The sequence below is a fragment of the Methylobacterium sp. CM6247 genome (assembly GCF_054817925.1).
This window is the reverse complement of record NZ_JBTXKX010000003.1, coordinates 3,074,090-3,096,023: the sequence shown is the minus strand read 5'-3', so window position 1 is coordinate 3,096,023 and position 21,934 is coordinate 3,074,090. Positions and strand designations below refer to the sequence as shown.

Sequence of the window (21,934 nt, the reverse complement as noted above, 5' to 3'; positions counted from 1 at the left end):
AGATGATTGGACCGGCAGACTTGGCCGGATGGTTAAGGGCGGTCAACCCGCTGCAATGTGAACGGAATACACTGTGGGATTGGCGCAACGGCGGTGATCCCCGCTCTCGGCCGCCAGCTTGACAGAATGTCGCAGGTTATTGCGCTGCGGGAACTTTCGCACCACCCTCAGTTTCGTGACTTCAGAGACGACCAGATCTGCCATTGCCTCCGTCGAGGCAGGATGCCTCGCTTCGAACGCCCCGCAAGCGCATGCGGTCGTTCGTCCCCGCTCGGCTCTGTCGACCCTGCTGGTGTTGCTTTCCCTCCTTGTGATGGTTCTGCCGAGTTTCCCGCAGGAGCTGTGGGGCGCCGGTATCGGTGCGCCCGTCAGCAGCCGGGGGCACGACGGTCTCGTGAGCCAGGGTGAGGTTCCGTCGACCGGTTCCGCCGCGCGTCTGGAGGTCGACGACGCGATGACCCCGCCCTCGCTTTCGGGATCTCGTGTGCTCGGTGCAGCCTCGGCACCGACGTTGCGTGGTCGTTCGGCCTTGTCTCTCGGGATCAGCGCGGACGCACCACTCCACCGCCCTCCCAGGATCGCCACCTGAGAGCTTGGCCGCGGCGTTTTAACCAAACCGCGTCGAAGGCTCTCCTTTTTCCGGCTTGCGTCGCGTGATCGCCAAGATTGTGAGCGATTGCTGAAGCCGTGATGTGTGTGGTTGGCCCCGGTCCGGCCGCCACACGCCCAATGACGCCATGGCCGCCCTGCGTGGCCCAGCGATTGCCAAGGTGCTGAAGTCGCTTCGCGGATCTTCGCCCAGGACTTGAGTGTCAGTGCCGCCAATCCCCTGCCGGATTGCGGTCGACCGCGTATCGCATAGGAGCTAAATCATCGTGACGACCACTTCTCACCGCGTCCGACGTGTCTGGCCGGCCTCTCTGGCTGCTGCCTCCGTCATGGTCGCCCTGTCTGCCTGCAACCAGAAGCAACAGGCCGCGGCGCCGGTGCCGACCCAGCCGCCGGAAGTCAGTGTCGTCACCGTCCGCGAACAGCCTATTCCCTATGTGCGCGATCTTCCGGGTCGCGTTGCGCCCCTGCGCATCGCCGAAGTGCGCTCCCGCGTGTCCGGCCTCGTGGTCAAGCGCACGTTCGAGCAGGGCAGCTTGGTCAAGGAAGGCGACATTCTCTACAAGATCGACCCGGCTCCGTTCGAGGCCGAGCTCGCCAGTGCCGAGGCGGCCCTCGCCCGCACCGAGGCCGCCCAGGTCCTGGCCGGCCAGCAAGCCGACCGTCTCGAGCAGCTGCTTTCGCGCCAGACCGCCAGCCAGGCGCAGTACGACAGCGCCTATGCCAGCCTGAAACAGGCCCAGGCGGAGGTGGCCGGCGCCAAGGCCACGCGCGATAGGGCCAAGCTGAACCTCAACTACACCGACGTGCGCGCCCCGATCTCCGGCCGCATCGGCCGTGCGCTTCTTACCGAGGGTACGCTGGTCGAACAGGGCGCGACCGCGATCCTCGCCACGATCCAGCAGCTCGATCCGATCTACGTGGACATCACCCAGTCGGTCGGTGAGTTGAACAAGCTGCGCCGCGATCTGGCCAGCGGTGAGCTTTCGCGCCTTTCCAAGGACACCGCCAACGCGCATCTCATCATGGATGACGGCTCACTCTACGGGTCGGCCGGCAAGGTCCTGTTCTCGGACGTCACCGCCGATCCGAGCACCGGACAGGTCACCCTGCGCGTGCTGTTCCCCAACCCGCATGATGAGCTGTTTCCGGGCATGTATGTCCGCGCCCGCATCAAGCAGGGCATCGACGCTGATGCCATCGCGGTGCCGCAACAGGCGATCCAGCGCACCAATGACGGTAAGGCCGAGGTCTGGATCGTCGGCAAAGACGACAAGGTCATGCTCCAGCCGGTGGAGGTTGGCCCGGTCGTCGATTCGAACTGGATCATCCGCGACGGCCTGAAGACCGGGGATCGCGTCGTGGTCGAGGGAGTCCAGAAGATCTCTGTGGGGTCGGCCGTGAAGACCGTCGAGCTCAAGGTCGCCTCCGCTCACGCCGAACTGAAACCGATCGATACCGATCTCGATGACCGGGCAGCCAGCCCGCAGCCCGCTTCGGCGCAGGTGCGCTGAGCCATGGCCCGTTTCTTCATCGATCGCCCGATCTTCGCCTGGGTCGTCGCGCTATTCATCTGCCTGGGCGGAATTCTGTCGATCCCCAGCCTGCCGGTCGCCCAGTATCCGGTCATCGCGCCACCTTCCATCGCGCTGTCGACGGCCTATCCCGGCGCGTCGGTGGAGAACCTCTATACCGGCACTACCCGCCTCATCGAAGATGAGCTCAACGGTGCGGCCAACATCCTGAGCTTCGAATCCGCCAGCGACGCGTTCGGTGTCGTCGAGATCACGGCTCAGTTCCAGCCCGGCACCGATTCGAGCCTCGCCGGCGTCGAAGTGCAGAACCGCCTCAAGCGCGTCGAAGCCCGTCTTCCGGCGGAAGTGCGCCAGCAGGGGACGCTGGTCGAGGAGGCCTCCGCCGCCACCCTCAACATCATCACGCTGATCTCGCCCGATAAATCGATGGACGAGATCGCGCTCGGCGACTTCCTCATCCGCAACGTCATCAACGAGATTCGTCGTATCCCCGGCGTGGGCCGCGCGACGCTCTATTCGACCGAGCGCAGCCTTCGCATCTGGATCGATTCCGACAAGTTGCGCGGCCTGTCGCTGAACGCGTCCGACGTCTCGAAGGCGATCACCAACCAGAACGTCCAGATCGCATCGGGCGCCGTCGGCGCCATGCCGAGCCCGGCCTCGAACACCGTCAACTTTCCCATCATCGTGAAGGGGCAGATGACGGCGCCGGAAGAGTTCGGCGCCATCGTGCTGCGCGCCAATCCGGACGGCTCGAACGTGCGCCTGCGCGACATCGCCCGGATCGAGCTCGGCGGCGAGGACTACAAGTTCACCACCCGCCTGAACGGCGGTGAGGCGGCAGGCATCTCGGTGACCCTGGCTCCCGACGGCAACGCCCTGGAGACCGCCTCCGCCATTCGCGCGAAGATGGAAGAGCTGTCGCAGTTCTTCCCCTCCAACGTGCAGTGGGACATCCCCTACGACATCACGCCCGCCGTCGAAGCCTCGATCAAGAAGGTGCTGATGACGCTGGTGGAGGCCGTCATCCTGGTCTTCGTAGTGATGTTCCTCTTCCTCCAGAACATCCGCTACACCCTGATCCCCACCATCGTCGTGCCGATCGCCCTCATGGGCACCTGCACGGTGATGCTGCTCGCCGGGTTCTCGGTGAACGTGCTCACCATGTTCGGCATGGTGTTGGCCATCGGCATCCTCGTCGACGACGCCATTGTGGTCGTCGAGAATGTCGAGCGCATCATGAACGAGGAAGGGCTGTCTCCGAAGGAGGCGACCCGCAAGGCGATGAGCCAGATCACTGGCGCCATCATCGGCATCACCCTGGTGCTCATCGCGGTCTTCATCCCGATGGCGTTCTTCCCGGGCTCGGTGGGCATCATCTACCGTCAGTTCTCCATCGCGATGGTGACGTCCATCGGCTTCTCGGCGCTGCTCGCGCTGACGCTGACGCCCGCTCTCTGCGCCACCCTCCTCAAGCCCATCGAGAAGGGACACGGCCATTCCAAGGGAGGCGTGTTCGGCTGGTTCAACCGGGTCGTCGACCGCGAGACCGCGCGCTACGGGCGCGGCGTCGCGGGGATGATCAAGCGGTCCGGCCGGGTGATGATGATCTATCTCGCCCTCGTCATCGGCCTCGGCTTCGCCTTCGTGCGGATGCCGGAAGGCTTCCTGCCGGTGGAGGACCAGGGCTTCTTCACCGTGGATATCCAGACGCCGCCCGGCTCGTCGTTCAACCGCACGCTGAAAGCCGTGAAGGCGGTGGAAGAGCATCTCCTCGCGCAGCCCGGCGTCGCCACGGTGACGATCGTCAACGGCTTCTCGTTCTCCGGCCAGGGCCAGGTGACGAGCCAGGCCTTCGTGACCCTGAAGCCATGGGGTGAGCGCGACGCCGCGAACTCGGCGGCTGCCCTCGTGGAGGGCACCAACAAGGCGCTGTCCAGCTACAAGGACGCGGTGATTCAGGCTCTGGAGCCGCCGCCCATCGACAATCTCGGTAACGCCTCGGGCTTCAGCTTCCGCCTGCAGGACCGTGCCCAGAAAGGCTATTCGGCGCTGATGGCGGCCCAGGAGCAGCTGCTCTCCCTCGCCAAGAAAAGCCCGATCCTGCAGAAGGTCTATGTCGAGGGCCTGCCACCTGCGCCTCAGGCGGAACTCGTCATCGACCGTGAGAAGGCGGCGGCACTGGGTGTCGATTTCGAGGAGATCAACAACACGATCCAGGTCAATCTCGGTTCGGTCTACACCAACGACTTCCCGAACCGGGGCAAGATGCAGCGCGTCATCGTGCAGGCGGAGGACAGCCAGCGCCTGAAGGCAGCCGACTTGCTGAATTACGGCGTCAAGAACAGCCAGGGCACCATGGTGCCGATGTCGTCCTTCGCAGACCTTAAATGGAGCGTCGGCCCGGCCCAGATCATCGGCTTCAACGGCTATCAGTCGGTGCGGATCACCGGTGAACCGGCACCTGGCTATACGTCCGGCGACACCATCGCCGAGATGGAGCGCCTGATGCAGCAATTGCCGAAGGGCTTCGGCTATGTCTGGACCGGTCAGTCGCTGCAGGAGAAACAGGCGGGAAGCCAGGCGACCCTGCTTCTCGCCCTGTCGATCCTGATCGTGTTCCTGTGCCTCGCAGCACTTTACGAAAGCTGGTCGATCCCGTTCTCGGTGCTGCTGGTCATCCCGCTCGGCGTCATCGGCTCGGTGGCGGCCGTCTACCTCCGCGGGCTGCCCAACGACGTGTATTTCAAGATCGGCCTCATCACGATCATCGGTCTCTCGGCCAAGAACGCGATCCTGATCGTGGAATTCGCCAAGGATCTCTGGAAGCCGGGCAAATCGCTCGTCGATGCGACCATCGAGGCATCGACGCTCCGCTTCCGACCGATCGTCATGACCTCGCTGGCCTTCATCTTCGGTGTGGTGCCCCTGGCCATCGCCTCGGGCGCAGCGTCGAAGAGCCAGCAGGCCATCGGTACCGGCGTGCTCGGCGGCATGATCTCCGCCACGATCCTGGCGGTTCTGTTCGTGCCGGTCTTCTTCGTCTTCATCATGCGCCTGTTCAAGACGAAGCCGGTGGAGCACGAGCCGAAGGCGGCCGAGGCGGGCTCCATGCCATCGAGCCATCACGCACCGGCGGAATAGAAGCAGTTCCTCTTCCTCACCTCTGGGGAAGAGGAACCTTCAAACGAAAAAGGCCTGGAACCGGGGAGAACCCGGTTCCAGGCCTTTTTCGTTTGGATAACCCGCCGCGACCGGGCTGAACGCCCGGCCGCCGTTTTATGGCGAGGAGGCTCAGGCGGTTTCGAGAAGCCGGCGGGCGATGACCTGGGCCTGGATCTCGGCGGCACCCTCGAAGATCGAGAGGATGCGCGCGTCGCAGAGGACGCGGCTGACGGCGTATTCCAGCGCGAAGCCGTTGCCGCCATGGATCTGCAGGGCGTTGTCGGCCGCCGCCCAGGCGACACGGGCGCCGAGCAGCTTCGCCATCCCGGCCTCGAGATCGCAGCGCTTGCCCTCGTCCTTCTCGCGGGCGGAGAAGTAGGTGAGCTGGCGGGCGATGTTGATCTCCACCGCCATCATGGCGATCTTGTCGGCGACGCGGGGGAAGTTGATCAGCGCTTTGCCGAACTGCACCCGGTCCTCGGCGTAGCGGAGACCGAGGTCGAGGGCGTTCTGCGCCACGCCGATGGCGCGAGCCGCCGTCTGGATGCGGGCGGATTCGAAGGTCTGCATGAGCTGGGTGAAGCCCTTGCCCTCGACTTCGCCGAGAAGGTTGGCCGCCGGCACTTCGAAATTGTCGAAGGCGAGCTCGTATTCCTTCATGCCGCGATAGCCGAGGACGTGGATCTCGCCGCCGGATAGGCCGGCCACCGGGAAGGGATCCTCATCGGTGCCGCGGGGCTTCTCGGCGACGAGGAGCGACAGACCCCTGTGACCCTTCTCTTCGGGCTTGGTGCGCACGAGACAGGTCATGATGTCGGCGCGGACCGGGTGCGTGATCCAGGTCTTGTTGCCCGAGATCTTCCAGACGTCGCCGTCTTTCACCGCCTTGGTGCGGAGGGACGCGAGGTCGGAGCCGGTATTCGGCTCGGTGAACACGGCGGTGGGGAGGGTATCGCCCGACGCGATGCCGGGCAGGAAGCGGTGCTTCTGCTCCTCGGTGCCGCCGCACAGGATGAGCTCGGCCGCGATCTCCGAGCGGGTGCCGAGCGAGCCGACGCCGATATAGGCGCGGGACAGTTCCTCGGAGACGACGCACATGGAGATCTTGGGCAGGCCCATGCCGCCGTATTCCTCTGGGATCGTCAGGCCGAAGACGCCGAGCTCGGCCATCTTGGTGACGATCTCCATCGGGATGTAGGCGTTCTGGCTGTGCCACTCATGGGCGTGCGGCACGACCTCGGCGAGGCCGAAGCGGCGCATCTCGGAGCGGATCGCCTCCATGTCCTCGTCGAGGCCGGACTTGCCGATGGTGGCCGAGCCACCGTTGTCGCGGATGCGAGCGACCAATGCGGCGCGGTTGGCCGCCGTATTGCCCTCCGCGATCATGGCCTCGACGGCGTCCGTCCGGAACTTCGCGATCTCGCGGGCGGAGAGACCGAGCGAGCCGGTGACGCGCACGATCTCGCCCTGGCTCATGGAAATGCCCGAGAACATCTGGTCGAGATATTCGCCGATGCCGATCTTTACGAGGAGCGCCTCGGTCTCCCCGAATTCGCCGGCTTCGGTCAGGCGCGCTGCGTAGGCGCCGAGTTCGCGAAGACCTTCGGCATAGGTGGCGAGCCAGGCGAGGCCGTGGGCGGCATGCTGCTCGGCCTCAAGCTTCTCAGGCGAGATCTTCCCATCGGCGGAGAGAACCTTCGCGCGAACGCGGCGGGTCGCCTCGGCGACGAGGGCCTTGGCAGCTTCGCCGGCGCCCTGGGCGAGGGTCAGGAGATCCTGCGGTTCGGTGGAGACGGCCGGGGAAGCGGACATGGTTCGAATCTCTCAAATCAGAATGAGGGTTGGCGCTCATTATAGGCAGGTTTGCCAAGTCTGTAGAGGCGTCTCGCCGCAGCGCGGCACTATCCCGCCTGAATTCATTATTTCTTGCCGCGGAAAGCCTGGTTTTGCTCGACAAAACCAGGAGAGCTGAATTTTATTGAGAGATGAATCAAAGAAAAACTCATCTTCGGCTGGCGACCGCGACCCCAATCGTGGCCACGGCCATGCCGGCCATCTGGATCGGGGCCAGTGTCTCGCCGAACAGGAGATAGGCCATCGCCGCCGAGACCGGGGGGACCAGGAAGAGCAGGGAGGCGACGCCGGCCACCTCGCCGCGCCGGATCAGGGCGAGAAGAAGCAGGATGCCCGCCACCGAATTCACGAAGATCGACCAGGCCAGTCCGCCCCAGAGCGGCAGGGACGCGTCGAAACGGCCGGTGCCGAACAGAAGCGCCGCCGGCACGGCGAGGAGCGTCGCCCCGACGAACTGGATTGCCGCATTCGGCAGCAATTCGGCCTGTCCCGCACGACTCTTCTGCCACAGCGTGCCGATCGTCATCGCCACCATGGCACCGAGGCAGGCGAGAAGCGGAAGTGCCGGGATGCCGGATGCGTCTGCAGTACCGATTTTCGGGGCGAGGACGAGAAGTGCCCCGGCAAAGCCCGTGGCGATCCCGATCCAGCGACGCGGGCTGACGATTTCACCGAGGAATGGACGCGCCATCGCCGCCGTCAGCAGGGGCTGGAGACTGCCGACCAGGGCAGCGATGCCCGATGGCAGGCCGCGCTCCACCGACCAGAATACGCCGATGACGTAGATGCCCTGCATCAGCACGCCGGCAACCAGGGCATCGCGCCATCCTGCCCGGCTGCGCGGCCATCTCGCGCCGAGGCCGAGGGTGATGGCGGTCAGGACGATGGCGACGCCGACGACTCGGATGGCGACGAAGGTGAAGGCCTCCGCATGGGGCGCCACGAAACGCGCGGCGACGAAGCCCGATGCCCAGATCAGGACGAAGACCGACGAGACCACGGAAGCGGGCACGGTACGGGTTGAGGAAGCCGGTGCATCGACTGACATGACGGTGGCGCAGGCAACACACCGAACCGCCGAACACAAGTCGCATTGGTGGCGGGTGGCATTGCATCGATCGGACGATCGCCCTGGACGTTGCGCCATCGCCCGGCCTCGCGTTTAGACAGATGGGTCGACGAGTCCCCCCAGTCACGAGAAGCGCCCCACCCGCCGTGAGCCGTCTCCGCAACAGTGCCAACATCGCCAGCCTCGCCGCCCAGCGCTTCGTTGCCCATGACGGCTGGGCGATCGCGAGCCATATCGCTCTCTCGATCCTGACGTCGCTGTTTCCCTTCCTGATCCTGCTCGCCGCCTTGGCCGGTCTGCTTGGGACCAAGTCGCTGGCCGACGAGGCGGGCGACCTGATTTTCGAGGCTTGGCCGCGCGAGGTGGCGAAACCCATCGCGAGTGAGGTTCACCGTGTGCTCACCGAGCAACGTGGCGGCGTGCTCACCATCGGCGCGCTGCTCGCCCTCTACTTCTCGTCCTCCGGAGTGGAGAGCCTCAGGGTGGGGCTCAACCGAGCCTACGGCCTGCGCGAGATCCGGCCCTGGTGGCTCACCCGACTCGAATCCATCGGTTACGTCGTCTGCGGGGCCTTCGCCATGCTCGCCTTCGCGCTGCTCGTCGTCCTGGGGCCGCTGATCTGGCGTCGTATCATCAACGTGGCGCCTGGGCTCGAACCACTGAGCCTCACCGTGGCTATCGGGCGGATCGCGATCACGGCCTTCCTGCTCGCCACGGTCCTGGTCATTGCCCATAAATTCGTGGCTGCGGGCCGTCGCGCCATCCTGTCGGTCTTGCCCGGCGTTGCCGTGACGCTGGTCCTCTGGTTTCTCGCCGGACTTGGGTTCGGCTTCTACCTCGATCGGTTCTCGGCCGCCTACGCCTCCACCTATGGCGGATTGGCCACCGCGATGGTGTTCCTGGTCTTCCTCTACTGGCTAGCCGCGATGTTCCTCTTCGGCGGTGAAATCAATGGCACCGTCATTGCAGCACGGCGGCAGCGGCTGCAGGCCCGGATGTTGGCCAAGCAGGCCGAGGCGCGCCGGCAATGAAGCGGAGTGTCGCGACCTGCATGCTGACATCCACCTGTGACCTTCGCGGCCTATGCCGAACGGTCTCGCGCGGGCATGAGGGCGGCAGGGCTGGCGCGACGGTCGGTCGGAGGTTCAACGGTAATGCGCATCAGGTTCGGCTGCGAGATGGGCTACGACTTCGCCTATCCTACTCCGATGATCGCTCGATTGACGGCGCATCCGAGTCGGTTCGCTGGAGCGATGGAGCCGGACAGCCTAGCCATCGGCCCGGAGACGCCGCACGAAGTGTTCATCGACGATTTCGGTAACCGCTGCTGCCGCCTCGTGGCACCGGCGGGGGCGGTGACCCTTTCGGTGGAGGGATGGCTCGATGATGACGGCGATCTCGATCCGGTCGTGCCGCAAGCGATCCAGCATCCCATCGAGGACTTGCCCCTGGAGGCCCTGCCCTTCCTGGTGGCAAGCCGCTACTGCGAATCCGATTTGCTCTCGAACGAAGCGTGGCGCCTGTTCGGCGATGTCACGCCCGGCTGGGCACGCGCTCAAGCCGTCTGTGATTGGGTCCACGGCCATATCAGCTTCGGCTACGGCTATTCGAATGTGGACCGCACCGCTGCAGATGCCCTCGCCGTAGGGCGCGGAGTCTGTCGCGACTACGCTCACCTGTTCGTGGCGTTCTGCCGTGGCCTCAACATGCCGACGCGTTATTGCACCGGCTATCTCAGTTTCATCGGCGAACCCGAGCCGCATGCGCCCGGGGATTTCGCCGCCTGGACCGAAGTCTATCTCGGTGGCGCCTGGCATGTCTTCGACCCGCGCAACAACGCCCCGCGCCGTGGTCGCATCCTGGTCGCTCGCGGACGAGATGCGGCGGACGTCCCGCTGACCCATACGTTCGGAACGAACGTCCTGACGAAGTTCAAGGTGTGGGCCGAGGAGGACATGGGCGACGCCCATCCCCGCAGATAGGAGGGTGTCAATGAACCTTCCTCCCGTCCGCGGAAGAAGGGCATACACGCAGTTGGCCCGATGAGGGTCGCGCAATCTCCGGAGAGATTACCCCCGTCTCCGCCTGATCGGCAGTGACCCTCCCCCGACGCGGGGGGGAGGGTTTTCTCCGTCAGGCTGCCAGGGCGAGTGTGGGCTCGGAGGCGTCGGCACCGGCCATGAACTGCGCCCGGGCGAGGTCGGCGAAGCGGCCGTTCTCCGCGACGAGTTCCTCGAAGGTTCCCGATTCGACGATCCGGCCCTCGTGGAAGACGAGGATGCGGTCGGCGTTGCGGATCGTCGCCAGACGGTGGGCGATGACGAAGGTGGTCCGGCCCTCCATCACGGCTTCGAGCGCACCCTGCAGCTTCCGCTCGGTGGTCGCGTCCAGGGCGGACGTGGCCTCATCGAGGATCAGCACGGGCGGATTCTTGAGCAGCGCCCTGGCGATGGACAGACGCTGGCGCTCGCCGCCGGAGAGCGAGCGGCCGCGCTCGCCGATGATCGTGTCGAGACCGTCGAACTGGCGATCCATGAACTCCGTCGCCTGGGCACGGTCGAGGGCGTCGAGCATCTCCGCATCGGTGGCGTCGGGACGGCCGACCTGGAGATTCTCACGGATCGAGCGGGCGAACAGCATCGGCTCCTGGAACACCACGCCGATGTTGTGACGCAGGGAGGCGAGGCCGATATCGCGGATGTCAGTACCGTCGATGCGGATCGCGCCGGTATCCGGGTCGAACGCACGGTGCAGCAGGCCCAGTGTGGTCGACTTACCCGAGCCTGTAGTGCCGACGAGGGCGATGGTCTGCCCGGCCTGCGCTGTGAAGGAGACGCTCTCCACGGCCTTGCGGCGTGGGGTGTAGGAGAAGCCGACCTGATCGAAGGAGACCTCGCCCTCGAACCGGGCCACCTGCATGGCACCGGGACGATCGTGGACGGCCGGGGTCGTGTCCAGAATCTCGAAATACTCGGCGATCTTGGGCATCTGCTGGAACAGACCGTTGATGCAGGTGGCGACCTGATCGAGGCGGGCGACGAGCATGGTGGCAAGGCTCATGAAGGCCACCACTTCGCCGATCGAGGCCATGCCGTGCTGATGCAGGGCGATACCCGTGATGAAGATGGCCGTCATGGTCAGGGTGGCGGCAGCGCGGGTCGCGACATTGGCGAGCGCCCACCACGACAGGACCGGGATCTGGGCCGCGAGCAGGTTGCGAATGATGCCATGCATGGCCTCCTTCTCCGCCTTGGCGCGGGTGAAGGACTGGATCACGGCGACGTTGCCGAGGGCGTCGGAGGCATGGGCGGCAAGGCCCGACTGGTAGGCCTCGACTCGGCCCTGCAGCATCTCGGTGCGGCGCATGACGAAGGTGGTGAGCACGGTGAACATCGTCACCAGCACGACCAGGATCGAGCCGAGTTGCCAGTTCACGAACAGGGTCATCGGCAGGAGCACGGCGAGGGAGACGACGGCGACGAAATGATCGCGGAAGAAGCCGAGCCAGAGCCAGAACATGCCGTTCGATCCTTCCAGCATCGCCTTCAGGACGCGGCCGGAATGGTTCGAGGAATGAAAGGCCAGCGGCAGTTCGAGCACATGCTCGAAGTAATTCGCCATGGACGCGAGACGATTGCGATGGGCCAGCCGGTCCGCATGCAGTGCGATGGTGACGCCGGCCGCGATGGTGAACAGGCCGAAGGCGACCCATGCGCCGATGAGCGGCGCCAGTGTCGAGAAGGCGTTACCGTCGCTCTTCAGATGCGTCAGCTGATCGATGATGCGCCCCATGAGCAGCGGCTCGGCGAAAGCCGCGACCGCGAGGGCCACATTGGCGACAGCGAGGAGGGCTGCCAGGCGCCGATCGGCGCCCAGTAGGCCCATGACGCGCGCATAGAGACGAACCAACGGCATGACGACGTGTGCTCCGATGCCAATCACGGCGCGGTCCCTTTTGCCGGAACCTTCGCCCTCAACCCTTCGCCTTCGGCCCGGCCCCCATTCATCGGAGATCACAAGCCATTCGGCGTGCTCGGCTTATCGCAATGCCACCCTGAACGGCGAATGACAGGAATGCGCCGGGCGGACCGTTATCCTTTACGGTTCGTTTAGCGCGTCTGCCTAAGGCTGAAGACGTCGCTTTCCGCTCGGATCCTGTTCCGTGCTGCTGGGCAAGCCGACCAGGGTTCACCATGGATCTCGCAACCGGTATCGGGCTTCTCGGCGGCTTCGGTGTCGTCTTCACCCTGATCATGATCGATGGCGGGAACTTCGCCGCCTTTTTCGACAAGCACGCGGTCATCGTCATCTTCGGCGGTTCCACCGCGGCGACGATGATCCGCTTCCCGTTCGCGACCATGATGCACGGCCTGCCGATGGGCATGCGCTACGCCTTCACCATGCGGGCGATCAGACCGCGCGAACTCATCGAGGAAATCACCAAGATCGCCGACGTCGTGCGCAAATCCGGCCCGATGGCGCTGGAGAACATGGAGATCTCCGATCCCTTCCTGGCTCAGGGCGCCCGCTACATCGCCGATGGCTACGACCGCGAGTTCATCCGCGACACGATGGAGCGCGACCGCGACAACTTCCTCATGCATCTAGATGAGGGCTCTAAGATCTACCGCGCCTTCGGGGATTGTGCCCCCGCCTGGGGCATGATCGGCACCATTCTCGGCATGGTGACGATGTTCGCCAACATGTCGGACCCCTCGAAGCTGGGCCCTGCCATGGCGACCGCGCTGCTCGCCACCCTCTACGGCGCGCTGATCTCCAACATGATCGCGCTTCCGCTCGCCGACAAGCTACACGTGAAGCTGGAGGAGGAGGACGTCTCCCGCTCCCTCATCATCGACGGCATCCTGCTTATCCGCGACTCGAAGAGTTCGTCCCTCGTGCGCGAGATGCTGGTCGCCTACCTGCCGCACAACCACCGCGACGACCTCGCGGCGGAAGCGGCCTGACGGGAAGAGGGTAACCGGCCGTGGCTAGGAAGAAGCGCGGAGGCCATGGCGGTCACGGTTGGTTCGTGACTTTCGCCGATCTCATGGCGCTGCTCATGAGCTTCTTCGTGATGATCGCGGCCTATTCCACTCAAGATCAGAAGAAGATGCAGGCTGTGGCCGGCTCCATGCGCGATGCCTTCGGTGTCAACAGGGAATCGCGTTTCTCCGGAATCATCGAAGTGAACGGCCTTCCGACGCCGGGCCATATCAAGAACCGCAGCGAAATCGCGCCCGAACAGGCCACCGATCGGCCAAAGCCGCCGGATATCGAATCGACTGCCCCGGAAGGGATCCAGGATAGCGGCTATCCGGAAGCGTTCGGCCTTGCCGCCGCCAGTCTGCGCCAGGCGATGCAGGACATGCCCGAGATCTCGGAGCTTTCGAAGAATATCATCGTCAATCCGACGCAGAAGGGCGTCGATCTCTCGCTGGTGGATCAGGACGGCAGCACGATGTTCCCGCACGGGTCGAGCCGCCCGAACGATCGGACGAGGCGCCTTCTGGAGAAACTCGCCCCCGTCATTCGGAAGCTGCCCAACCGCATCACCGTCACAGGCTATACCGCCACGGATAGGCCCGGTACACGCCCCCCTGCCCCGCCTTGGGAGCTCTCGGCAGGTCGCGCCATCAGCGTGCGCGAAATCCTCGCCAGCGCCGGCGTGCCCGACGATCGCTTCGCTTCGGTCTCCGGCAAGGCGGATACCGAGCCGCTGTTCCCGGACAATCCGTATCTGTCATCGAACCGGCGCGTGACGGTGACGCTCATGGGCGAGCAAGCACCGACGCCGCGTTCGATGAAGCTGCCCTGAGAGGGGGGCTGGCTCACTCGGCGACCAGCAGCGCCCAATAGACCTTGTATTTCGAATTGGGTGCATAAGCGGTGGCGATGCCCATGCGTGTGGCCCGAGGGGCCAGCATGACGGCGTTATGGGCCGGGCTGTCGCGCCATCCCGAGAAGGCCTCCGCCAGGGTGTGATAGCCGGCCGAGAGATTCGCCTGCGCGCCAGCATAGCCGAGGCGTTGAACCGCGACCTTCACCGTCTGTGCCTGGCTCGGCTTGTCGGCGGCCGCCATCGCCGCTGCCTCGGCTTCGGCCAGACGCTGCAGGTCCGGGTCGATCCGTAAGGGTGCACCGCCGCTCCGCGCACGATACGCCGAGATCATATCGCGTGCGGTCGCCGTATCGACCGATGCGCCGGAGGTGGTCATTGGCCAGTACAGGCTCGGGAGCGCGCCGGTGGTCGGTGCTTCCCTGGCGCAACCGGACAGCACGAGGCTGCCCACAAGCGCGAGGCCGAACACCCGGAATCCCATCGTCATCGTTCAAGCCTCGCGTTCGTCGTCGATCGTGTCGGTCTACGACACCTCCGCAGGGCTCCTACGCCGGTTCGGTTCACGGGGCGTTGCCGAGCGCATCGGCTCGGCTTCCTCGTTCGCGGAAGGGCTGACCTGCCGGTCATCGACCTCCTCCGCCTGAGCCGGCCGATCCTGGCTCCGGTTCTGTGCGAACACGCCGGCGATCTGCCCGAGTGCGGTCTGGACCGGCTCCAGGCCCTGGACGGTGACGACGCTCGATCCGGGGCCGAGAGCCGGGATGAACCCTGCGCCGGACAAGGCCTGAAACACGGAAAAGTTCAGGTCGCTCGTGACCTTCAGGCCCATGCTGACATCGACGATCATCGCGATCAGTTCGAATTCGAGGAAAGGATCGCCGATCTTGCGGAACACCACTCGCGGCGCCGGCTCCTTCAGCACGTCCGGATGAGCGGCGGCGCAGGCCACCAGCATTTCGGCGGCACGAACCGGATCCTGGTTGCGCAGGACGTTGACCGTGATGGTGACGCGGCCGGTGCGATCGCCGCGAACCCGGTTCTTCACGATACCCGAGATGAGGTTCGAATTCGGCACGATCACCGCCGAGCGGTCGAAGGTCTGGATCTCGGTGGAGCGCACCGAGATGCGCTTCACGATGCCCTCGCTGTCGCCGATGAGCACCTGATCGCCGACGCGGATCGGTCGCTCCCACAGCAGCAGCAGGCCCGAGACGAAGTTGTTGACGATGGATTGAAGGCCGAAACCGATACCGACGGAGAGCGCACCGGCGACGATAGTCAGCTTCTCGAGGCTGAGTCCGAGATAGGAGAAGGCGAGCGCGAGGGCGATCAGGAACCCGCAATAACCGGTGATGGTGGAGATGGAGTTGCGCAGGCCCGCATCGAGATCGGTGGCCGGGAGGTAGGTCTGTTCCAGCCAGCGCTGGACTGCGCGCGTGATGACCACGCCGATGACGAGAAGTCCCACCGCATACGCGATGGTGGAGAGCGAGATCGTCACGTCTCCGACCTTGAAGCCGAAGAAGGCGCTGCGCACGGAGGTGAAGACGTCGGTGGAATCGAGGCCCCAGGGCGCGAGCGCCAGCAAGGCGGCCACCAAGATCAGAACGACTCGGGCGAGACCGGTCGACAGAACGGCGATCTGGTTGATCGAGCGCTTGCGTAGCCCGGTATTGGCCTGAAGCGCTGTAGCGAAGCGGGTCTCGTCCTTCAGCGTACCGCCGATGAACGTGTCGGCACTCGTGATGAGCAGGTAAAGCAGCGCGATCAGGCACGCCGTCCAGACCAGCTGGTCGATGAGGAAGGCGGCGAAGGCGACATAGCCGACGAGGGGCGCGATGCCGATGACGATGACGGCAGCCCATCCGAGCAGGCGCGCCGGACCGCCGATCGTCGTGGTGGATTCCGGCGCGACGTAGGGACCGAAGCAGGCCTCCTCTTTATCCGCCGTGTCGGCGAAGCGGTGCAACCCGATGGCGAGGATCAGGATGGTGGCGAGAGCGCCGATGCCACGGGTGGCGATGGAGATCGATAGTGCGGCGTAGATGCCGGAATTGAGCGCCTCGATGGATTTGACCACCGTGATTACCGTGGCGATGCCGACGGCGAGCCGCGTCAACCGCGACGCGGTCGAATCGCTGAGCGGAGCAGGACGCCAGGACGGTTTTTCCGGCGACAGCAGTGCGTCGCAAAGGGCCTCTACGAAGGCGATGAAAGCGAGACCGCCGAGGATGGCGCCGGCCACCGGCATGAGCCGCTGCGGCAGCAGGTCCGTGGAATCCAGGGCGTAATAGACGGCGTAGCTTCCCACCACCGCCGGTACGGTGCCGAGGAGGAAGACGCGCCAGGCCGCCATCAGCTTCATGCGCTGCGTCGGGTCGACGACGCTCTGGCTGCGCCGCCCGAGACGCGGGGCGATGTTTCGGCGTCCGAAATACAGCGCCACGGAGATGCCCAGGGCGACCCCGAGCAGAAGAAGATTCCAGATCGATCCGTTGCGGCCGAACAGGCCAGCGATATCACTGACGGCGGCCTGCAGAGCCCGGATGTCGCGCGGGACATCGTCGGCGATACGCATCCAGAGGTCGGGATTCACCAGTGCCGACGAGCGTTCGAACAGGCCGCGGGTGAAGGCTGCCCTGCGCTTGTTCGTGATCTGGTCGATGATCTGGTCGCTCTGCACAAGAAGCGATTTCGCCAGCCGCTGCGTCTCGTCGATCTCGGCGACCGCATGCTCGCGCTCGCCCCGCTCCTTGGCGACGTCCTCGCCCTCCTCGCCTTCCTTCGGCTTCGGGCCGAGCTGCGTCAGGCGCTCGCGGGCCGCTTCGAGACGCGGCGTGGTGGCATCGATGATCTGACGGATCCGGTCGGCGATGGCGTCGAGGCCCTCGCGTGCCTTGAGCAGGTTCGCGGAATCGACGTTGCGGCCGGCGAGCAGCTTCTCACGCTCATCGAGATTGGCCTTCGCCTCGTCGAGCCGGTCGCGGACATTCTGGATCGCTTCAGAGACCGCCTGTTTCGGCACGGCCGGCTTTGCGGCCGGCGCGGCGGGTGGGACGGTAGCAGGCGCCGGCTTTGCCGGCTCCGTCTGCGCGGGGGCGACGGGCGCCGCCTGCGCCAGAACCGGAATGGGAGTCAGGAAGGAAGCACCCATCCACGCGGCAAGGAGAGCTGCATGTCGCATTCTGCCCTTCATGAATCCCAGTTCCATGTCGTTCCTTTCGTCGGCTTGGGCCGACCGCCCCTCTGGCGTCGGCACGCAGACCCCGGTGCGCGGGCCAATCGCTTCCAGGCCCATCTCCGGCAAGAGCCGTGGCCATGACGGGAGCATCAGCGCAGGCACAACACGCGCCGTAGGTGGCAGCGGGTCAAAAATCAGATTGTCGGATGGCCGATCAATGGGGCGAAAGGGTGCCGCAGACACATCATTCGTCCGGTCCGCCTGATAGATTTTGGGCCGCGACGTCGTGGATCGAACGGGCAACCTTCACAAGCGTGTCATGCTGATATTAGACTAACGCGCAATGGACAGAGCCTTTTCGTATCGACACGAGGAGGTGGCGTTGGCCGTCCATGTCGATGTGCCTCGCCACAAACCGGGCGTTCCCGCCCGATGCGACCGCTTTTGGCTAAGCCCAGGCCGGTCCGCCCTCCCCGATCATCTGTTCTCTTCGCATCCTGTGCCGGTCCGGCGACCGAGATTTGTTCGCCGGATGCCGAAGTCGAAGACCGAACTGCCGGGACCACCGATCTTTCATCATCCGGGGACGATGCCGCGCCGTAACGTGCTGCGTCGTCCCTTCGTCGATCCGTCAAGAGAGTAGCGCCATGCTGGATCTCCAAACGCTCGTCCTCAATGCGGATTACCGGCCGCTTTCGTATAATCCGCTGTCCTTATGGTCCTGGAAGGACGCTTTCACCGCCCTCTTCCTCGACAGGGTCACATTGGTGGCCAGCTACGATGTCGAGGCCCGGTCACCGAGCCGCGCCTTGAGGGTCCCCAGCGTCGTTGCCCTCAAGAACTACGTGACCCTGGCGCGCAGTCCGGCATTCACCCGCTACAACATCTACCTGCGCGACACCTTCTCCTGTCAGTATTGCGGACTTCGGATGCCCTCGGGCGGGCTGACCTTCGACCACGTCATTCCGCGCTCACGCGGCGGATTGTCGAGCTGGGAGAACGTCGTCGCCGCCTGCTCACCCTGCAATCTGCGCAAGGCGAACCGTACTCCGGCGGAAGCGGAGATGCCGCTCCTGCATGAACCCCACCGGCCGACGCGGCACGAGCTCCATCGCCGCCAACCGGAATTCGACCACCGCGAGTACCATCACACCTGGCTGGATTACCTGTACTGGGACAGCGAACTCGAAAGCTGACGTTGGTCAGTCCTGCGAGAAGCGCGGCGGCGGTTCGTTATAGACCGGTGCGTTGGGGTTGTGCGGGGGAACAAGACCCAGGACGACTGGCGGGCCGTAAATGGTTCTCACCAAGCGCGGCGCCGGCAAATAGCGAGGATCACGATAGGAAATCTGCGGCGGCAACATCGCGCCGTGCCGCTGAACATACGGACCTTGGTACACAGCATCGACGGCAATGTGGCGGCCTCCTGCCTCGGCTCCTGAAATGGATACGAGGCTGAGTATCGCGGCACCGACGGAGAGGTTGGTTCGGTTCATCGTGCGGAGTCCGTTTCAAAATGCTGGCGGACTTTGCAGCAGATGATGCGATGAAGCCCTTAACGCACCAGATTTTGTATGAGTCTCAGAACTTCACGGCCGCGCCGCCGCGGACGGTGTTCAGATTGACTTTGTGGCCATCAAAGTCGTTAAAGAGGACATATTGATATTCCCCACGCAGAATAATGTTTTGCGTCAACGCGTATTCCAGGCCTGCGCCCAGTGCGATGCCGCCAACGACCTTTGTTTTACTGCTTCCGTAGGTGATGGGCGCTGCCAGAGTTGATCGACCGGGGTTTTGGGCATTGAAGCTGCTATAACCACTGTGGCTGACGACGGCGGCTTGCCTAGGATCGCTGAGGCCGAGATTGGCACGATACGTGGTTTGGTCGTATTCTGCGGCCTGAACCTTTACTTGATCTGCGATTTGTGCGCGGCCGATGGCCAGTCCGCCCGTTACGAACGGGAGAAAGGCACCCATTGTATAACCGGCACGGGCCCGGATCGTGCCGAAATCTTCAATTCGCGTCGAGGACGTGCCTTCGAGGCCGACGGAGCGAAAAAAGCCATCTGTTCCAACCATGAAACGAGAAATGTAATTGTTGCTCGCGCCGGTTCTGCCGAAGCTTGTATAATCCACCTCAATGCCGATGACGGTCTCGTCGAACTGGTAATTCCATCCCGCAAAAGCTCCATAGCTGGCGCCTTCCGTCCGGGTTGAATGCGTTTGGAGCAATCCAGAGGCATGCATCTCGTTCTCGAAGTAAGTCTGGCTGAGCGCGCTTGCGACAATGGGTTGAAACGCATTGTTGAAGCCCAGCGCGGCCGAGCTGTATCCCGCATGCCCGCCGAAATATCCGCCGTTCCAATCGATCTCGGTTGAGGCAGGCTCGTAATCGGAACCACGCAGCACGCCATAGTCCAGATCGGCGGCCCGGGCGGTCGGCAGCCATCCGAGTGTGATGCCGGTCAGGAGAGCAAGGGTGACGGTACGCGTCGAGGTCGTCCTCAGGGCTGCAGCCCGACTGTTCTTTCCGAACATAGTATCATTATTGATTGCGTAACCTTAATACTCCGTTGCGTTCGCGCCACATGAGTTACGGCGAGGCCTATGGTCATGGTCGCAGGACGAAAAAGCCCGCGCGGCACGGGCCGGGCGGGCTTTGAGCATAGGAAGGCGGGCGAAGGTCCTGCCGTGTATCGGGCTATGCCTTATTCGTAGGGATTGCCGCCGCCGTAACCGCCGGTCCCAAAAGCAGCAGCGCCGCCGGCGAAGCTGTAGCGCAGGCCGACGCGAACCTCGTTGGCCGAGATGTCCTTGAGGCGGGTTCCGAAGCCGAAATCGTCGAGGCCGGTCTTGGCGCGGCCGAGATTGACGTAACGGTAGTTCGCATCGATCGCGAAGCCCGCACCGATCTCGTAGGACACGCCGCCTGTCAGTGCCCAGGCCAATGACGTGACCGAACCGTTGCGACGCGCGGCAGCGGGGCGTGGCCCGACCACCGGGCTTCCGTCACAGAGCACGGGAACGGTACAGGTGGTTTGGGTATAGGCGTTGCGGAAGTCTTTCTGCGCGATACCGATGCCTCCGCCGATATAGGGGGTGAGTCCCCACCATGTGCCGAGATCCGCATAGACGTTCACAAGGGCTGTCAGCACGTCGAGCTTGCCGGCCTCGACGTTGTATCCGTTCGCGAAGTTCGAGCCGGACGAGTAGGTCGTGAAACGGCTGGGAAGGCGCTGGTCGATGGTGGCGTCCATGCGCAGCCAGTTGTTGAAGCGGTAGCCGATGCCGCCACCATAGCCCGGCTGATGACTGAGGCGCAGTCGTACGAGCGGCGGCGTGCCCGGTTCGACCAGCGTCGCATCCTTGGGATGATCGTAATAGCTCTCGGTGAAATCGGCACGGAGGTACCATCCGCTGCCGATCTGGACCGGGGCGGGTGCCGGCGGAGGCGGTGGCGGCGGAAGAAGGTCCGCTGCAACGGCTGGCACGGCGGCGCCGATTGCCAGTCCGGCGAGGATCGCAGCGAGGGCTGCGGAGCGGTATGGACGAGGCGGAATCATCAGGATCCTCACGGACGCATCGGCCGGAAAGCGCATGTTATGGATGCATGCCGGCGAGGGGGGTGACTGACCAAGATGATGAATTTAAAAGGTTATGATCGCCTTAACCCTAACGGGTCCTGAGCTGGAAAAGACAACGCGCTCCGGCGTTAACCCAGCTGTCGTGCTCGCACAAAAGAAGACGGCGCGGATACCGATCCGCGCCGTCTTTGTAGTGTCCTTGGAAAAAATCAGTATTTACGGACGATCGGTTCTGGCAGCGGCTGATATTCGACCGCTGGTGCAACGGCGCCCCCAAGAATCCAGCGCATGCCGACCTTCACGTCATGCGAGGCAATGTCCTTGAGGTGATAATCCGTCTTGCAGAAGGGCGGTGCGTCGCAGGTGATCGTGCCGGTTTGCGCCGAACCCATGTTGAGATAGCGATAGGCGAGCTCGAGCTTGAGGTTCGGCGTAATGGAATAGCCGAGACCGGCATGGGCCGCCCAAGCGAAGCTGAGCTTCTGCTTTTCCGGGCCCGAGCCAAAGCCGCCTTGATAGAGGCCTTGGCCGTTGTCGGTCACGCCGCCGAACATGTGGTGTGCAAAGCCGACACCTGCGCCGACGAAGGGAGTGACGCCGTAATATGTGCCGAGATCGACGTAGCCGTTGGCCATGCCGACCACCGAGGAGAACTTGCCGGACGTGCGATTGATCCCGCCGCTCGGCTTCTCGGCCGCGTAGAAGATCCATTTCGCTTCCGACCGGTACTCGCCGGTGAAATCGAAGCGGAGCCAGGAATTGGCTTGGTATCCGATACCCGCGCCCACGAAGGCCTGGTTGCCCAGATAATCCTTCAACACGTTGTAATTGTATTGGATCGGAGGGGTCGTCACGTCCTTGGCGACGGTGTGACCTTCCCCGAGAATTCCAGCACCGGCGTCGCCGCGAAGGTACCATGCGCCGCCGATTTCGATCGGCGGGGGGAGCGGCTCGGGAGGCAGGCTCGGAAGCAGGTCGGCGGCCTGCGCGAGGCATGGCGCTCCCACGCTCGCAAGGAGCGTGATCGAGCGCGCCAAGGCAGAAAGCTTGGAGCGGCGCATAATGGATCCTTCAACTCGATCGTTCGGCGGAGGT

General features: G+C 64.3%; 17 protein-coding genes. 8 read left to right on the top strand and 9 right to left on the bottom strand.

Annotated elements, in window-relative coordinates; all coding sequences use genetic code 11:
- The first annotated feature begins 175 nt into the window (after nucleotides 1–175).
- From ACYQOP_RS15575 to ACYQOP_RS15565, 3 genes are all read left to right on the top strand, one after another.
- Nucleotides 176–589 (top strand): hypothetical protein, encoded by a 414-nt coding sequence (locus tag ACYQOP_RS15575; protein WP_461222961.1) that lies wholly within the window; start codon nucleotides 176–178, stop codon nucleotides 587–589.
- 349 nt (nucleotides 590–938) lie between these two features.
- Nucleotides 939–2,123 carry an efflux RND transporter periplasmic adaptor subunit gene (locus tag ACYQOP_RS15570; RefSeq protein WP_461225344.1) on the top strand — a complete coding sequence of 395 codons (1,185 nt, stop codon included), beginning with the start codon at nucleotides 939–941 and terminating at the stop codon, nucleotides 2,121–2,123.
- A 3-nt stretch (nucleotides 2,124–2,126) separates the two neighbouring features.
- Entirely contained in the window at nucleotides 2,127–5,288 is a 3,162-nt protein-coding gene (locus tag ACYQOP_RS15565; protein ID WP_461222959.1) for a multidrug efflux RND transporter permease subunit, read from the top strand.
- 150 nt (nucleotides 5,289–5,438) lie between these two features.
- Here the strand turns inward: ACYQOP_RS15565 and ACYQOP_RS15560 are convergent, their stop codons facing one another.
- Together ACYQOP_RS15560 and ACYQOP_RS15555 are read right to left on the bottom strand one after the other, a co-directional pair.
- Complete coding sequence (locus tag ACYQOP_RS15560; protein ID WP_461222958.1) at nucleotides 5,439–7,121, bottom strand: acyl-CoA dehydrogenase family protein; 1,683 nt, start codon at nucleotides 7,119–7,121, stop codon at nucleotides 5,439–5,441.
- Nucleotides 7,122–7,311: 190 nt separating this feature from the next.
- Entirely contained in the window at nucleotides 7,312–8,211 is a 900-nt protein-coding gene (locus ACYQOP_RS15555; RefSeq protein ID WP_461222957.1) for a DMT family transporter, read from the bottom strand.
- A gap of 122 nt (nucleotides 8,212–8,333) precedes the next feature.
- On the opposite strand from ACYQOP_RS15555, the gene ACYQOP_RS15550 reads away from it, so the two are divergent.
- Both ACYQOP_RS15550 and ACYQOP_RS15545 read left to right on the top strand, forming a co-directional pair.
- Nucleotides 8,334–9,263, top strand: a complete 930-nt coding sequence (locus ACYQOP_RS15550; protein WP_461222956.1) for a YihY/virulence factor BrkB family protein — start codon at nucleotides 8,334–8,336, stop codon at nucleotides 9,261–9,263.
- 123 nt (nucleotides 9,264–9,386) lie between these two features.
- The gene (locus ACYQOP_RS15545; RefSeq protein ID WP_056433514.1) at nucleotides 9,387–10,214 is read left to right on the top strand and encodes a transglutaminase-like domain-containing protein; all 828 of its coding nucleotides are present in this window, start codon (nucleotides 9,387–9,389) and stop codon (nucleotides 10,212–10,214) included.
- A 151-nt stretch (nucleotides 10,215–10,365) separates the two neighbouring features.
- On the opposite strand, the gene ACYQOP_RS15540 is transcribed toward ACYQOP_RS15545, so the two are convergent.
- Nucleotides 10,366–12,147 carry a glucan ABC transporter ATP-binding protein/ permease gene (locus ACYQOP_RS15540; RefSeq protein ID WP_311273984.1) on the bottom strand — a complete coding sequence of 594 codons (1,782 nt, stop codon included), beginning with the start codon at nucleotides 12,145–12,147 and terminating at the stop codon, nucleotides 10,366–10,368.
- 278 nt (nucleotides 12,148–12,425) lie between these two features.
- Between ACYQOP_RS15540 and ACYQOP_RS15535 the strand changes: the two genes are divergently transcribed.
- Nucleotides 12,426–13,199 (top strand): motility protein A, encoded by a 774-nt coding sequence (locus ACYQOP_RS15535; protein ID WP_018043049.1) that lies wholly within the window; start codon nucleotides 12,426–12,428, stop codon nucleotides 13,197–13,199.
- 20 nt (nucleotides 13,200–13,219) lie between these two features.
- Nucleotides 13,220–14,050, top strand: coding sequence for a flagellar motor protein MotB (locus tag ACYQOP_RS15530; protein WP_207411404.1), 831 nt, complete (start codon nucleotides 13,220–13,222; stop codon nucleotides 14,048–14,050).
- Nucleotides 14,051–14,063: 13 nt separating this feature from the next.
- Here ACYQOP_RS15530 and ACYQOP_RS15525 read toward each other — a convergent pair whose 3' ends face one another.
- Together ACYQOP_RS15525 and ACYQOP_RS15520 are read right to left on the bottom strand one after the other, a co-directional pair.
- Nucleotides 14,064–14,561, bottom strand: a complete 498-nt coding sequence (locus ACYQOP_RS15525) for a CAP domain-containing protein (protein WP_461222955.1) — start codon at nucleotides 14,559–14,561, stop codon at nucleotides 14,064–14,066.
- A 36-nt stretch (nucleotides 14,562–14,597) separates the two neighbouring features.
- The gene (locus ACYQOP_RS15520) at nucleotides 14,598–17,228 is read right to left on the bottom strand and encodes a DUF3772 domain-containing protein (protein WP_461222954.1); all 2,631 of its coding nucleotides are present in this window, start codon (nucleotides 17,226–17,228) and stop codon (nucleotides 14,598–14,600) included.
- Nucleotides 17,229–17,902: 674 nt separating this feature from the next.
- On the opposite strand from ACYQOP_RS15520, the gene ACYQOP_RS15515 reads away from it, so the two are divergent.
- Complete coding sequence (locus ACYQOP_RS15515; protein ID WP_018043045.1) at nucleotides 17,903–18,451, top strand: HNH endonuclease; 549 nt, start codon at nucleotides 17,903–17,905, stop codon at nucleotides 18,449–18,451.
- Nucleotides 18,452–18,457: 6 nt separating this feature from the next.
- Here ACYQOP_RS15515 and ACYQOP_RS15510 read toward each other — a convergent pair whose 3' ends face one another.
- The 4 genes from ACYQOP_RS15510 to ACYQOP_RS15495 form a co-directional block, all read right to left on the bottom strand.
- On the bottom strand, nucleotides 18,458–18,751 hold the full coding sequence (locus tag ACYQOP_RS15510; protein WP_207411402.1) for a hypothetical protein: 294 nt from the start codon (nucleotides 18,749–18,751) through the stop codon (nucleotides 18,458–18,460).
- An 85-nt stretch (nucleotides 18,752–18,836) separates the two neighbouring features.
- On the bottom strand, nucleotides 18,837–19,793 hold the full coding sequence (locus tag ACYQOP_RS15505) for an outer membrane protein (RefSeq protein ID WP_461222953.1): 957 nt from the start codon (nucleotides 19,791–19,793) through the stop codon (nucleotides 18,837–18,839).
- Between the two features lie 170 nt (nucleotides 19,794–19,963).
- The gene (locus ACYQOP_RS15500; protein ID WP_461222952.1) at nucleotides 19,964–20,818 is read right to left on the bottom strand and encodes an outer membrane protein; all 855 of its coding nucleotides are present in this window, start codon (nucleotides 20,816–20,818) and stop codon (nucleotides 19,964–19,966) included.
- Between the two features lie 230 nt (nucleotides 20,819–21,048).
- Nucleotides 21,049–21,900 (bottom strand): outer membrane protein, encoded by an 852-nt coding sequence (locus tag ACYQOP_RS15495; RefSeq protein WP_207411487.1) that lies wholly within the window; start codon nucleotides 21,898–21,900, stop codon nucleotides 21,049–21,051.
- Between the last annotated feature and the right edge of the window lie 34 nt (nucleotides 21,901–21,934).